This window comes from Actinomadura formosensis NBRC 14204 (assembly GCF_001552155.1).
Taxonomy (GTDB): domain Bacteria; phylum Actinomycetota; class Actinomycetes; order Streptosporangiales; family Streptosporangiaceae; genus Spirillospora; species Spirillospora formosensis.
The window spans coordinates 1-13,825 of record NZ_BCQQ01000057.1; the positions used below are offsets into that span (position 1 = coordinate 1).

The following is a 13,825-nucleotide window of genomic DNA, read 5'->3' on the forward strand; positions in this document are numbered from 1 at the left end:
CGCGGCCCTCGCGGCGGCGCGGGCCGCCCGCGCCGGCGACCTGGACCGGCACCTGACCGCCCTGCTGGCCACGCCCGCCGCGCCGGACGGGGTCGCGCTCGTCGCGGTGGGGAGCCATGCGCGGCGCGAGCTGACGCCCGGCGGCGACCTCGACCTCGTTCTCCTGCATCGCGGCCGGGACGACATCGCCGAGATCGCCGACCGGGTCTGGTATCCGCTCTGGGACTCCGGGACGCGGCTCGACCACTCCGTCCGCACCGTCCACGAGGCCCGGACCGTCGCCCGCGACGACTTGAAGGCCGCCCTCGGGCTGCTCTCCGCGCGGCGGGTCGCGGGCGACCGCACGCTCGCGGACGAACTGCGCGCCGCCGTCCTCGCCGACTGGCGCGCCGCCGCCCCCGCCCGGCTGCCCGACCTGTCGGCGATGTGCCGCGGACGCTGGGAGAGCCACGGCGAACTGGCGTTCCTCCTCGAACCCGACCTCAAGGAGGCGCACGGCGGACTGCGGGACGTCCACGTGATGCACGCCGTCGCCGCGTCCTGGGTGGCGTCGGCCCCGGACGGCCGGGTCCGGGCCGCCCACGACCTGCTCCTCGACGTGCGGCACGCGCTGCACGAGGTCACCGGACGGTCAGGTGACCGGCTCGTCCTGCAGGAACAGCAGGCCGTCGCCCGCGCACTCGGCCTGCCGGAGGCCGCCGTCCTGCAACGCTCGATCGTGGAGGCGGCCCGCACGATCACCTACGCCGGCTCCCACCTGTGGCGCCGTGTCGAACGTTTCGCGAGATCCAGGAACGCCCGGCCCGCGCCCCGGCGACGCGGCGTCGAGCGCCGTCCCCTCGGAAACGGCGCCGTGGAACACGAAGGCGAGGTCGTCCTCGCCCGCAACGCCGACCTCGCCGACCCCGCGCTCGGCCTGCGCGTCGCCGCTGCCGCCGCCCAGGCCGGGCTGCCGCTCGCCCCCGCCACCGTCTCCCGGCTCGCCGGGCACGCCGCCCTGCCGCCGGTGCCGTGGCCCGCCGGCGCCCGGGACGCGCTCGTCTCCCTGCTCGGCGCAGGCCCCGCCGCCATCGCCGGCTGGGAGGCCCTCGACCAGGCGGGACTGATCGTCCGGCTGCTGCCCGGCTGGGAACGCGTCCGCAACCGGCCGCAGCGCAACCCCGTCCACCGCTTCACCGTGGACCGCCACCTCGTCGAGACCGCCGCCGGCGCCGCCGCCCTCACCCGCGAGGTCGCCCGTCCCGACCTGCTCCTCATCGGCGCCCTCCTGCACGACATCGGGAAGGGCGGGCCGGGCGACCACTCGACGACCGGTGCCCTCGTCGTCCGCGACCTCGGTGCCCGGCTCGGCTTCCCCGAGGACGACGTGCGCGTCCTCGAAGCCCTCGTCCGCCACCACCTCCTGCTCCCCGAGACCGCCACGCGCCGTGACATCGACGACCCGGTGACCGTCCAGAGCGTGGTCACGGCCGTGTCGGACGTGCCGGGCCGCGAACGTGAACTCCTCGACCTCCTCGCCGCCCTCGCGATCGCCGACGGCACCGCCACCGGACCCGCGGCCTGGGGCACCTGGAAGGCCCGCCTCGTCGCCGAACTCGCCCGCCGCGCCGCCGCCGCCCTCTCCGGCGGGACGCCGCCGCCCGCGCCCGTCCTCGGACCCGCCCACCTGGCCCTGGTCCGCCACGACGGCGCCGCCGTCCGCGTCACCGGCTCCCACATCACGATCACCGCCCCCGACCGCCCCGGCCTCCTCTGGCGCGCCGCCGGTGTCCTGGCCCTGCACCGCCTGGCCGTGAGAACCGCCCGCACGATCTCCTCCCCGCATCCACCCGCCCGGGACGGGTCCGCGTCTTCGGGGGAGACGGCGGTGCTGGACTTCACGGCGGTGCCCGAGTACGGGACGCCGCCCGACCCCGCCGGTCTGGAGGCGGACCTGCGGCGCATGCTCGCGGGACGCCTCGACGTGGCCGCCCGCCTTGAGCGGCGGACACGGGCGGTGCGGGCACGTCCCGGTGTCCCGGTGCCGCCGCCGCGCGTCATGATCCTGGACGACGCCTCACGGACGGCGACCGTCATCGAGGTGCGCGCCCACGACCGTCCCGGCCTGCTGTGGCGGGTCGGGCGGGCACTCGGCGCGTGCGGCCTCCAGATCCGCGCCGCCCAGGTCGACACCCTGGGAGCCGAGGCCGTGGACGTCTTCTACGTGGTGGACGACGAGCATCGCCCCCTCGATGACCTCAACACGCTCAACACCGTCCGAGCCCGAATCCTCGCCGCTCTCCACTAGCGCCCAGGGAAGCGGACAAGACCACAGAAACCCGCCATTACACTCGCATGAGCCATCCCTCAGCCACGCGACAACCGAAAGGCACGCTGTCTTAAGCTCGGCCCGCAACAACCCGCCGCGTTGCGATCGCGTGCGAAGCCAGGTTCGAGCGAAGCGAGAACCTGATCGCGCAGCGAGCCCCTGGGCGAGCCGGAGCGATGCCAGCGATCGCCGCGTGGCCCGTTGAAGGAGGGCCGTCAAGGCCCGACGCCGAGGGCAACGCAATGAACACAGCGATCGCCGCTTTGCTCGTTGAAGGAAGGCGCGCCAGCGCCTGACGCCGAGAGCAAAGCAATGAGTACGACTGACCCGATACGCTGATAGACGATCCCAGAAGCTTTCCAAGGACGGTCCAGACACGTGTTCGAGACGCTCTCCGACCGGTTGACGACGGTCTTCTCGTCGCTGCGCAGCAAGGGTCGGCTCTCCGAGGCCGACATCAACGCGACGGCCCGCGAGATCCGGATCGCGCTGCTTGAGGCCGACGTCGCGCTGCCCGTCGTCAAGGACTTCATCGCGCGGGTCAAGGAGCGGGCGCGGGGCGCGGAGGTCTCGCAGGCGCTGAACCCGGCGCAGCAGGTCGTCAAGATCGTCAACGAGGAGCTCATCACCATCCTCGGCGGTGAGACCCGGCGGATCCAGCTGGCCAAGACGCCGCCGACCGTGATCATGCTCGCGGGTCTGCAGGGCGCCGGTAAGACGACGCTCGCCGGCAAGCTCGCCCGGTGGCTGAGGCAGGAGGGGCACACGCCGATGCTCGTGGCCGCCGACCTGCAGCGGCCCAACGCCGTCCAGCAGCTCCAGGTCGTCGGTGAGCGGGCCGGGGTGCCGGTGTTCGCGCCCGAGCCGGGCAGCGGTGTCGGCGACCCGGTGGACGTGGCGCGCCGCTCGATCGACCAGGCCCGGCACGCCCAGCACGACGTCGTCGTCATCGACACCGCGGGCCGGCTCGGCATCGACACCGAGATGATGCAGCAGGCCATCGACATCCGTGACGCCGTCCAGCCGGACGAGGTGCTGTTCGTCGTCGACGCCATGGTCGGCCAGGACGCGGTCAACACCGCCCAGGCGTTCATGGACGGGGTCGGTTTCGACGGCGTCGTCCTCACCAAGCTCGACGGTGACGCACGCGGTGGTGCGGCGCTGTCCGTTCGGCATATCACCGGACGTCCCATCATGTTCGCCTCGACCGGGGAGAAGCTGGAGGACTTCAGCGTCTTCCACCCGGACCGCATGGCGGGCCGCATCCTCGACATGGGTGACATCCTCACCCTGATCGAGCAGGCCGAGCAGGCGTTCGACGCCGAGCAGGCCGAGAAGATGTCCACCAAGTTCGCGTCGGGCGAGGACTTCACGCTTGAGGACTTCCTTGAGCAGATGATGATGATCCGCAAGCTCGGCCCGATCGGCAACCTGCTCGGGATGATGCCGGGCATGGGGCAGGTCCGCGACCAGATCAGCCAGATCGACGACCGGGACCTGGACCGCATCGCCGCGATCATCCGCTCGATGACCCCGCAGGAACGCTCCCAACCCAAGATCATCAACGGTTCCCGGCGGGCCCGCATCGCGAAGGGCTCCGGTGTCGGCGTCGGCGAGGTCAACAGCCTCGTCACCCGGTTCTTCGAAGCGCAGAAGATGATGCGGCAGATGGCCGGCGGCATGGGCCTGCCCGGGATGCCGGGCGGGCGCAGGAAGGCGGCGAAGGCGGCCGCCAAGAAGAACAAGAAGGGCAAGCAGCGCAGCGGTGACCCGCGCAAGCGCGCCGCCGCGGCCAAGGGACACCCGGAGCAGCCCGCGGTGGACGGCACGCCGCAGGGGCTCCCGCCCGGTCTCGGCGGCCCCGGCGCGGCCGGCGGCCGGCCCGGGTTGCCGCCCGGTCTCGGCGGGCAGCTCCCGCCCGGCTTCCAGATGCCCGACCTGAACAAGCTCCAGGGCCGCAAGAAGAAGTGAGCGCGGGGCGTCCGGCCCCGGTGGGAGGCGCTCGGGCGCCCGGCACCGGGGCCGGGCGACACCCCGTGGCGCGATTGCGCTTTCGCGCCGAACGTCTGGCAGAATGACAGGCTGGAAACCCGGAATCGCGAGGCGCCCTCTCTCGTCCTGCGCGACCGGAGTCCATCGGGCGGCCGTGAGCCGGTGTTCCCCACCTGGTGCGGGCTCGTCCAACCAGTGATGAAATCGGAGTACACCACACCCGTGGCAGTCAAGATCAAGCTCAAGCGTCTGGGGAAGATCCGGAACCCGCAGTACCGGATCGTCGTTGCCGATGCCCGCACCAAGCGGGACGGGCGCGCCATCGAGGAGATCGGGCTCTACCAGCCCAAGCAGGAGCCGTCGCTCATCCAGATCGACTCCGAGCGGGCGCAGTACTGGCTCGGCGTCGGCGCGCAGCCGACCGAGCCCGTCCTGAACCTGCTGAAGATCACCGGTGACTGGCAGAAGTTCAAGGGCGAGCCGGGCGCCGAGGGCACCCTCAAGGTCGCCGAGCCCAAGGCCGACAAGAAGGCCGCCTTCGAGGCCGCCGTCAAGGAGGCCCTGGGCGACGTCGAGGCCGCCGGCCCCGCGACCCGCGGCAAGAAGAAGGCCGAGCCGAAGAAGTCCGAGGCGAAGGCCACCGAGACCGACGAAGCCAAGAGCGAGGGCTGACCGTGCTCGAAGAAGCGCTCGAGCACCTGGTCCGCGGGATCGTGGAGAACCCGGACGACGTCCGGGTCCGCGCCCGTCGGATCCGGGGCGGCCGGGTCCTCGAGGTGCGCGTGCACCCCGAGGACCTCGGGAAGGTCATCGGCCGCGGCGGTCGCACCGCCAAGGCACTCCGCACGGTGATCAGCGCCCTGTCCGGGGGCCGCTACGTGCGCGTTGACCTTCTCGACGTCAACGAGGTCCGCTGAGTGGCGTCCCGATGAGCGAACCGCTCGTGGTGGGACGGATCGGACGGCCGCACGGGGTCCGGGGCGAGGTCACCATCGACGTCCGCACGGACGATCCGGACCGCCGGTTCGCCGCCGGCACGCGGATCGCCACCGATCCCGCCGCCGCCGGCCCGCTCACCATCGAGCGGATACGCCACCATTCGGGACGCCTGCTCCTGCGCTTCGCCGGGATCGGCGACCGCGACGCCGCCGACGCTCTGCGCGGCACGTGGCTCGTCGTCGACCCGGGCGACATCCCTCCGTCCACCGATCCGGACGACTTCCACGACCAGGAACTGATCGGCCTCGCCGTCGTCACCGCGGACGGCGCCGATGTCGGCGAGGTCGCCGACATCCTGCACCACGGTCAGGACCTTCTGGTCGTGCGCGCTCCCGGCGGGGAGAAGCTCGTCCCGTTCGTGGCCGCGCTCGTCCCCGAGGTGGACGTTCCCGGGGGGCGGCTCGTCATCGACCCGCCCCCCGGCCTGCTCGACGAATCATGAAAATCGACATCGTCACGATCTTCCCCGAGTACTTCGCCCCCCTGGACCTCTCCCTTCTGGGCAAGGCCCGGCGTGCCGGACTGCTGGACGTCCGCGTCCACGATCTGCGCGACTGGACCCACGACCGGCACCGCACCGTCGACGACACCCCGTACGGCGGCGGTCCGGGCATGGTCATGAAGCCCGACCCATGGGGGGAGGCCCTCGACACCCTGGTGCCGCCGGGGGGTTCCGGCTCCTCACCGGCCGGTTCGCCGATCGCGGAAGCGCCCCTCGCCGCGGCGTCTCCCACCCTGGGAACACCGCGGAACGGGCACCCGCCGGGTTCGGCGTCGCGCGGCGTCGCGCCGGCGAGCGGGGACGCGGGGGCGGAGGCAGCGCACCCCGGGGGCTCCGGGGCGGTGCCGCGGTTGCTCGTTCCCACGCCGAGCGGCCGGCCTTTCACGCAGGCCGACGCGGTGCGGTACGCCGCCGAGCCCTGGCTGGTGTTCGCCTGCGGACGCTACGAGGGCATCGACTCCCGCGTCGCCGAGGAGGCCCGCACCCGCATGCCCGTGGACGAGGTCAGCCTCGGCGATTTCGTCCTGGCCGGCGGGGAGGTCGCCGTCCTGGTGATGGTGGAGGCGATCGGGCGCCTCCTGCCCGGCGTCCTCGGCAACGCCGACTCGGTCGCGGACGACTCCTTCGCCCCCGGCGCCATGGAGTCACTCGTGGAGGGCCCCGTCTACACCAAGCCTCCCGTCTGGCGTGGTCGGCCGGTTCCGGACGTCCTCCTGTCGGGACACCACGGCGCGATCGCCCGCTGGCGGCGCGACGAGGCACTGCGCCGGACGGCCCGGCACCGTCCCGAACTTCTCGCCCGCCTCGCGCCGGAGAGCCTCGACAAGCGGGACCGTGCGGTCCTGCGCGAGGCCGGTTTTCCGGTTGACGGCGAAGATATGGCAGACTAGAGCGTCCGTGCGTCCAGAACGCACGGCACCCACAGACCACTTCCCGCGGCGCGACGCCCCCACGCATGTCCCATCGGGGCCTCTCGGCGCCCGCGTTCGACCACAAGGAACCGCTGCGATGCACACCCTGATCCAGGAGATCGAGAAGGCCGCGATGCGCCCCGACGTCCCGGACTTCCGTCCGGGCGACACGCTCAAGGTGCACGTGCGCGTCACTGAAGGCAACCGTAGCCGTATCCAGATCTTCCAGGGCGTGGTGATCCGGCGGCAGGGCGGCGGCTCCCGCGAGACGTTCACCGTCCGCAAGGTCAGCTACAGCGTCGGCGTCGAGCGGACGTTCCCGGTCAACAGCCCGTCGATCGACAAGATCGAGGTCGTCACCCGCGGTGACGTCCGCCGCGCCAAGCTCTACTACCTGCGCAACCTCCGCGGCAAGGCCGCGCGCATCAAGGAGAAGCGCGAGCACTGAGCCGATGGACCACGACGCCCCGGGAACCCAAGGCGGTGACCGGGGCGTTGCCCGTTTCGGAGGGGCACGGCCGGCTCGAACCCCGGCGACACGCCCGCGTGCGGCGTTCCGTCGACCTTGCGCCGCTAGGCTTTCGCTCTGATGACTGACGAGGACGATCGGAGAGACGTGCGATCCGAGGCCGAGGGCGCGGTGCCCGAAGAGAAGGAGCCCGTGAACCCCGCCGAGGAGACGGCTCACGACTCCGAAGACGACGGCAAGGACAAGAAGAAGCAGGGCTCGTTCTGGAAGGAACTCCCTGTCCTCATCGTCGTCGCCGTCGTCCTGGCCCTCGTCATCAAGGCATTCGCGGTCCAGGCGTTCTACATCCCGTCCGGCTCCATGGAGAACACCCTCCAGGTCGGCGACCGCGTCCTCGTCAACAAGATCGTCTACCACACGCGGGACATCGCCCGCGGTGACGTCATCGTCTTCAACGGCCTGGACTCCTGGGACCCCGAGGTCCAGGTCGACGAGCCCAGCAACCCGGTCTCCAAGGCGCTGCGCGCCGTCGGTACCGCCTTCGGCGTCGCGCCCAACGAGAAGGACTACATCAAGCGCGTCATCGGAATCCCCGGCGACCACGTCAAATGCTGCGACGCCCAGGGCAGCGTCACCGTGAACGGCGTCCCGCTGGACGAGAAGTCCTACCTCTTCACCGACCCGATCACGCACGAGCAGAACAAGCCGTCGAACGACCCCTTCGACGTCACGGTCAAGCCGGGCCAGCTCTGGGTCATGGGCGACCATCGCGAACTCTCCTACGACTCCCGCTCCCACCGCGGAGACCCCGGCGGCGGCACCATCCCGACCGACCGCGTCATCGGCCGCGCCTTCGTCATCGTCTGGCCCCTCGACCGCCTGGGCACCCTCCCGATCCCCGGCACCTTCAAACAACGCGGCCTGGAGAAACCGGCCGCCGCCGCCATCCCCGCCACCCCCTACGTTCTGGGCATCCTCTGCACCCTTCCGTTCGCCTACCTCCGCCGTCGGCACTACCGGAGAACCACCTGAACCCCGCCCCGCCGCACCGCCCGGCCGGCGAAGGATCGCACGGGACTTAAGCCGGCCCCACCATGGGGCGGTGGGCCGCGAATGTTTCTCCAGGGCCCTGGAGTGCGCCACTGCATGTGGTCGTGGTCGTGGTGGAGCGAGCCGGGGGCGATCGCGGGCATTCGGGGAGCGGTGCGGAGGTAGGGGACGTACGCTGCGGTGCATGAGGGGACGTCCACTCCGCTTCACGCCGCGCCGGGACGCCGGGCTGTTCGCATATGAGCGCGCCCTGGCCCACGGCGGGTTCAGCCCCGTGGCCGGCGTCGACGAGGCGGGGCGGGGGGCCTGCGCGGGGCCACTGGTCGTCGCCGCGGTGATCCTGCGGGGGGGACGGGGCGGGATCGACGGCCTCACGGACTCCAAGCTGCTCACCCCGAGGCGCCGCGAAGAGCTGTACGCCGAGATCACCGAGCGTGCGTGCGCGTGGAGCACGATCGTCATCCCGTGCCACGACATCGACCGGATCGGCCTTCACCGATGCAACATCACCGGGATGCGGCGGGCCCTGGCCGTCCTGCACGAGCGGCCCGCCTACGTCCTCAGCGACGGCTTCCCGGTGCCCGGCCTCGACGTTCCCGGGCTCGCGATGATCAAGGGGGACCAGGTCGCGGCCTGTGTGGCCGCCGCGTCCATCGTCGCGAAGGTCACCCGAGACCGGATCATGACCGGGCTCCATGAGCGGTACCCCGAGTACGGCTTCGACGTCCATAAGGGCTATGTGACCCGCGCGCACGGCGAGGCGCTCGCCGCGCACGGTCCATGTCCGGAACATCGGTTCTCCTACGTCAACGTCATGCGGGCCTTGCGTAACAATGGAGAGGTGGCCGTGGGGGAGGAGACCGAAAGAGAGGTCTCCGGCGAGGGCCGCACGGAAGGGGCACGAGCGTGAGCGCCGAGGATCTCGAGAAGTACGAAACCGAGATGGAGCTGCAGCTCTATCGGGAGTACCGCGACGTCCTCGGGCTGTTCAGCTACGTCGTCGAAACCGAGCGCAGGTTCTATCTCACGAACTCGGTCGACCTGCAGGTGCGCAGCACCGACAACGGCGAGGTCTTCTTCGAGGTCACGATGCAGGACGCCTGGGTCTGGGACATGTACCGTCCCGCCCGCTTCGTCAAGAACGTGCGTGTTGTCACGTTCAAGGACGTGAACGTCGAAGAACTCGCCAAGAGCGACTTCGAACTCCCGGCCGACGAGTAGCCGAGACGCGGCGAGCGGCAGCGTCGGCTTATGACCCCTCCCAGGTGATGCGCGGGGCCTGGGCCATGTGGTGGGCGGGGCACGCACGGGTCCCTCTGTACATCGAGTGAGTTCTCTCGCATCGGCCGTCGTAGAGGCCGATGTCACCGCCAAACCGCGCATCTCGGTGATCCCGTGTCGCTTTGGTCTGCCGGTGGTGGATAGTCGGCGGGTCATTCCGGCTCCTCGGGACGGTGCTGGACGATCCCGGGGTCGTCGGCGGGCCCCTTGGGGGATTTCCCGGACTTGGTCAGCCGCCAGCCGGACGGGGCGCGTTCGATGAAGCCGCCGGCCGCCAAGAGACCGATCTTGGCGTTGACCGTGGTCAGGTCCACGCCCGCCTTGACGGCGAGTTGCGCCGGCCCGGCCGCGCCACGGGCGGGGAACGCCTCCAGAACGGAGCGGGTCACCGGTTCGAGACGGTCGCGGGGGAGGACGGGCGTGTGCGGTGGCGGGGCCAGGTCGGCTCCGATGCGTCCCACCGCCTCGATGATCTCCTCGGGGCGGGTGACCAGCGTGGCGCCCTCTTCCCGCAGGAGCCGGTGACAGCCGGCCGAGGAGCGGGAAGTGATCGGTCCGGGCATGGCCATGACCACCCGGCCGAGCTTCGATGCCCACCCGGCGGTGTTCAGGGCGCCGCTGCGCGCCTCCGCCTCGATGATGACCGTGCCCCGGGACAGGGCGGCGATCACCCGGTTGCGGACGAGGAACCGGAGGCGGTGCGGATGAGTGCCCGGCGGCGACTCGCTCACCAGCAGGGATCGCCGTGCCATCTCGGCGAACAGGCCCTCGTTCGACGCCGGGTAGGGGACGTCGACCCCGTTGGCGAGGACCGCGACGGTGGGGCCGTCGGCGGCCAGCGCGCCGCGGTGGGCGGCCGCGTCGATTCCGAGGGCGCCGCCGGAGAGCACCGTCCAGCCCGCGTCGGCCAGGTCGGACGCGAAGTCGGCGGCGGCGCGCAGCCCGTAGGGGGACGCGGCGCGGGACCCGACGATGGCGACCGAACGCAGGCAGCAGTAGCGCAGGTCGCCGGGGCCGCGCAGCCACAGGGCGTAGGGGCGTCCGGCGCCGAGATCGTCCAGGGGCGTCGGCCATTCGGGATCTCCCGGGCAGATGAGGCGGCCGCGGAACCGTGCGCAGACGGCCATGTCCTGGTCGGGTTCCGCCGCGATCAGCCGGATCCGCCAGTGGCCGAGGCGCTGAACCTCCTTGGGGGAGGCGTCCACGCCGCCGGGGAGACGGCCGGTGCGGATCGCTTCGAGCGCCTCCTCCGGCCCGCAATGGTCGATGATCCGGTTGAGGAAGGCGTCGCCGGGCTCCGCGACGGCGGTGAGGGTGGCGCGGGCGGTGCGCTCGTCGCTCATTGGCGCCCCGCGGACCACAGTGCGAGCGCGCCGCCGACGTCGTCCGGGCAGGGGTCGTCGTGGCCGGCCAGGTCGGCGATGGTCCAGGCGACCCGCAGGACACGGTCGAGGCCGCGTGCGCTCAGCGTGCCTCTCTGCAGGGCTTCGTCGGCGCTCTGCATCGCTTCGGCGGACGGTGTGAAGCGGCGGCGCAGCTCCGGTCCGGGAACCTCGGAGTTGGAGCGCCAAGGGGTGCCCGCAAGGCGGCGGAGCGTCCGCTCCCTGGCGAGCTGGACGCGTTCCGCCACGACCTTGCTCGACTCGGCGAACTCCAGGTCGTAGCGGAGTTCGGCCCGGCTCGCGGGAGTGAGCTCCAGTTTGAGGTCGATGCGGTCCAGCAGCGGGCCGGACACGCGGCTGGCGTATTTGCGGCGGACGCCCGGGGCGCAGGAGCAGTCGATCTGTTTCGCGGCCGCGCACGGGCACGGGTTCGCCGCGAGGACGAGCGTGAACCGCGCGGGGAAATGCGCGATGCCCTCGATCCGGGTGATCCGCACCTCGCCTTCCTCCAGGGGCTGGCGGAGGGCGTCCAGCGTTCCCGCCATGAACTCCGGTGCCTCGTCCAGGAAGAGGATGCCCCGGTGCGCGAGGGACACGGCGCCCGGCTGGAGCACACGGCCCGACCCGCCGCCGACCATCGACGCCCGGGAGGCGGTGTGGTGCGGGGCGTAGAACGGCGGCTGGGTGATCAGCGGCTGGCCCGGGCGGAGGGTTCCGGCGACCGAGTGGATCGCGGTGACCTCCAGCGCGATCTCCGGCTCCAGGGGCGGCATCAGTGTCGGCAGCCGCTCCGCGAGCATCGTCTTCCCGCACCCGGGCGGCCCGGCGAAGAAGAGATGGTGCCCGCCCGCGGCGCTGATCTCCAGGGCACGCCGGGCCTCGGCCTGCCCCCGGACGTCGGCCAGATCCAGATCTGGCGGGACCTCCTGCTGCCGTATGGGGTACCCGTCCGCGGGGATGGCCAGGGAGCCGTCCTCGTCCTCCTCGATGGGCGGGGGCTCGTCGCGCAGGAGGCACAGCAGCCCGCGCAGCGTGCTCGCCGACACCACCTGCATGCCGGGGACGAGTTCGGCTTCGGCGGCGTTCGCGCGGGGCACGACGACCGTGCGGCAGCCCCGGTTGGCGGCGGCCAGCACGGCGGGCAGTACGCCTTGGATCGGGCGCATCCGCCCGTCCAGGCCCAGTTCGCCGATCAGCACCAACCCCGCGCAACTGCGCGCCGGAACGGCCTCCGCGGCCGCGAGCAAGGCGATCGCGATGGCGACGTCGAAGGTCGACCCCTTCTTCGGCATGCTCGCCGGGAACAGCGACACCGTGACATGCCGGTTGGGCCAGTCTTCGCCCGAATTGAAGATCGCCGCGCGGACCCTGTCGCGGGCCTCGCTGAGCGCCGTATCGGGAAGCCCGACCAGATGCAGGCCGGGGACGCCGCTGGTGATGGCGGCCTCTACGTCGACGACGAAACCGTCCACGCCGACCAGGGACACCGAGCGTGTCTTGGCGAGCGTCATCTAGCACACCTCCCGCAGGTGGTCGATGGAGAAGCCGTCGCCGTCGCCGGTCAGGCCGAGGACGTCCACCCGCATGGGCGCGCTGACCCCGTGTGCGGCGGCCCACCGCCAGGCCAGCCGGCGTAACCGGGCCGCCTTGTCGGCGGTGATCGCTTCGAGGGGGTCGCCGAACCGGGTGGAGCGGCGGGTCTTCACCTCGCAGACGATGTGCCTGCGCCCGTCATGGGCGACGATGTCGAGCTCTCCTTCGCGGCACCGCCAGTTGCGGTCGAGGATCGTCCAGCCGAGGCCGACGAGGTAGCCGGCGGCGGCGTCCTCGCCGCGCTGTCCGAGACCGATGTGGGCGTTCATGGGGCCTCACCTCCTGACTTCGACGGTGCCGGAGAGTGACGCCGCGTATCCGCTGAACGACTTCCTGTGGATAACGTGGCCGAAGATCCGCGGCAATTCACTCGAAACCGCCTGCGGGTGCTTGCGTCGGCGGGGGCGTTGGCGGACCGTGACGCCTGTGACCAATGCGCTGGAGGACGCAGTCTCCGACTTCGGACGCCATCTGCGCGCCGAACGCGACGTGTCGCCGCACACGCTGCGGGCGTATCTCGGTGACCTGGCCGACCTGTGCGCCTATGCCGCCGTCGCCGGCGTGACCGATCCCGCGGAACTGGACGTCTCGTTACTGCGGGCCTGGCTCGCGCGCCAGCACGCTCTTGGCCGGTCCCGTGCCACCCTGGCTCGCCGTACGGCTGCCGTCCGCATGTTCACCCGGCACCTGCATCGGTGTGGCCTTCTCCGGGACGACCCAGGGCTGCTCCTGGGCACACCCAAACGACAGCGCGACCTCCCTAGCGTCCTCACCCAGGACGATGCGGCACGCCTACTCGACACCATGGACGTTCAAGGGCCTCTCGGGCTTCGCGATCTGGCCGTCCTGGAGGTGCTCTATGGGGCGGGCGTCCGCGTCAGCGAACTTTGCGGACTCGACGTCGATGACCTGGACACAGGGCGCCGGACAATCCGAGTCCTCGGCAAGGGCGGACGTGAACGGAGCGTCCCCGTAGGCGAACCCGCCGTCCGCGCCGTCCACGACTGGCTGCGCGCCGGACGTCCCGAACTTGCGACAGAAGACAGCGGCCCGGCCCTCTTCCTGGGTGCCCGCGGGGGACGCCTCCATCCGACCAGTGCACGCCGCATCGTCCATGCGCGGATCGCCGAGGTCGGCCAAGTCCCGGACCTGAGCCCTCACGGACTCCGGCACAGCGCCGCCACCCACCTGCTGGAGGGCGGCGCCGACCTGCGGAGCGTCCAGGAGATCCTCGGCCACGCCTCCCTCCAGACCACGCAGATCTACACGCACGTCTCGGCCGAACGCCTGAAACAGGTCCATCGCCAAGCCCACCCTCGCGGTACGCGGCCCGAATGA

The 13,825-nt window shown here is 71.7% G+C and carries 14 protein-coding genes; 11 read left to right on the plus strand and 3 right to left on the minus strand.

The window, feature by feature from the left end:
• The 10 genes from AF1_RS16550 to AF1_RS16595 all read left to right on the plus strand — a co-directional run.
• On the plus strand, positions 1 to 2,287 hold a 2,287-nt coding region (locus AF1_RS16550; RefSeq protein WP_067799342.1), incomplete at its 5' end, for a [protein-PII] uridylyltransferase.
• 399 nt (positions 2,288 to 2,686) lie between these two features.
• Positions 2,687 to 4,279, plus strand: coding sequence for a signal recognition particle protein (gene ffh, locus AF1_RS16555; protein WP_067799345.1), 1,593 nt, complete (start codon positions 2,687 to 2,689; stop codon positions 4,277 to 4,279).
• A 243-nt stretch (positions 4,280 to 4,522) separates the two neighbouring features.
• Positions 4,523 to 4,972 carry a 30S ribosomal protein S16 gene (gene rpsP / locus AF1_RS16560; protein ID WP_067799347.1) on the plus strand — a complete coding sequence of 150 codons (450 nt, stop codon included), beginning with the start codon at positions 4,523 to 4,525 and terminating at the stop codon, positions 4,970 to 4,972.
• 2 nt (positions 4,973 to 4,974) lie between these two features.
• Positions 4,975 to 5,217, plus strand: a complete 243-nt coding sequence (locus tag AF1_RS16565; protein ID WP_067632131.1) for an RNA-binding protein — start codon at positions 4,975 to 4,977, stop codon at positions 5,215 to 5,217.
• An 11-nt stretch (positions 5,218 to 5,228) separates the two neighbouring features.
• A complete protein-coding gene (gene rimM, locus AF1_RS16570) occupies positions 5,229 to 5,741 on the plus strand; it encodes a ribosome maturation factor RimM (protein WP_067799350.1) in 513 nt (170 codons plus the stop codon).
• Positions 5,738 to 6,691 carry a tRNA (guanosine(37)-N1)-methyltransferase TrmD gene (gene trmD / locus AF1_RS16575; RefSeq protein WP_067799352.1) on the plus strand — a complete coding sequence of 318 codons (954 nt, stop codon included), beginning with the start codon at positions 5,738 to 5,740 and terminating at the stop codon, positions 6,689 to 6,691. The genes rimM and trmD overlap by 4 nt, the downstream gene beginning before the upstream one ends.
• Before the next feature lie 118 nt (positions 6,692 to 6,809).
• Positions 6,810 to 7,160 (plus strand): 50S ribosomal protein L19, encoded by a 351-nt coding sequence (gene rplS / locus AF1_RS16580; protein WP_067799358.1) that lies wholly within the window; start codon positions 6,810 to 6,812, stop codon positions 7,158 to 7,160.
• Positions 7,161 to 7,328: 168 nt separating this feature from the next.
• Positions 7,329 to 8,213, plus strand: a complete 885-nt coding sequence (lepB, locus tag AF1_RS16585; RefSeq protein WP_067799361.1) for a signal peptidase I — start codon at positions 7,329 to 7,331, stop codon at positions 8,211 to 8,213.
• Positions 8,214 to 8,415: 202 nt separating this feature from the next.
• Positions 8,416 to 9,141, plus strand: a complete 726-nt coding sequence (locus tag AF1_RS16590; RefSeq protein WP_067799363.1) for a ribonuclease HII — start codon at positions 8,416 to 8,418, stop codon at positions 9,139 to 9,141.
• A complete protein-coding gene (locus tag AF1_RS16595; protein WP_067799366.1) occupies positions 9,138 to 9,452 on the plus strand; it encodes a DUF2469 domain-containing protein in 315 nt (104 codons plus the stop codon). The genes AF1_RS16590 and AF1_RS16595 overlap by 4 nt, the downstream gene beginning before the upstream one ends.
• A 212-nt stretch (positions 9,453 to 9,664) precedes the next feature.
• On the opposite strand, the gene dprA is transcribed toward AF1_RS16595, so the two are convergent.
• From dprA to AF1_RS16610, 3 genes are read right to left on the minus strand one after another with little or no spacing between them, the layout of a single operon-like run.
• A complete protein-coding gene (gene dprA / locus AF1_RS16600) occupies positions 9,665 to 10,855 on the minus strand; it encodes a DNA-processing protein DprA (protein WP_067799369.1) in 1,191 nt (396 codons plus the stop codon).
• Positions 10,852 to 12,405 (minus strand): YifB family Mg chelatase-like AAA ATPase, encoded by a 1,554-nt coding sequence (locus AF1_RS16605; RefSeq protein WP_067799372.1) that lies wholly within the window; start codon positions 12,403 to 12,405, stop codon positions 10,852 to 10,854. The genes dprA and AF1_RS16605 overlap by 4 nt, the downstream gene beginning before the upstream one ends.
• Positions 12,406 to 12,756, minus strand: coding sequence for a YraN family protein (locus AF1_RS16610; protein WP_067799375.1), 351 nt, complete (start codon positions 12,754 to 12,756; stop codon positions 12,406 to 12,408).
• Positions 12,757 to 12,913: 157 nt separating this feature from the next.
• Here AF1_RS16610 and AF1_RS33370 point away from each other — a divergent pair, with 157 nt between their 5' ends.
• Positions 12,914 to 13,825, plus strand: coding sequence for a tyrosine recombinase XerC (locus AF1_RS33370; protein WP_242608720.1), 912 nt, complete (start codon positions 12,914 to 12,916; stop codon positions 13,823 to 13,825).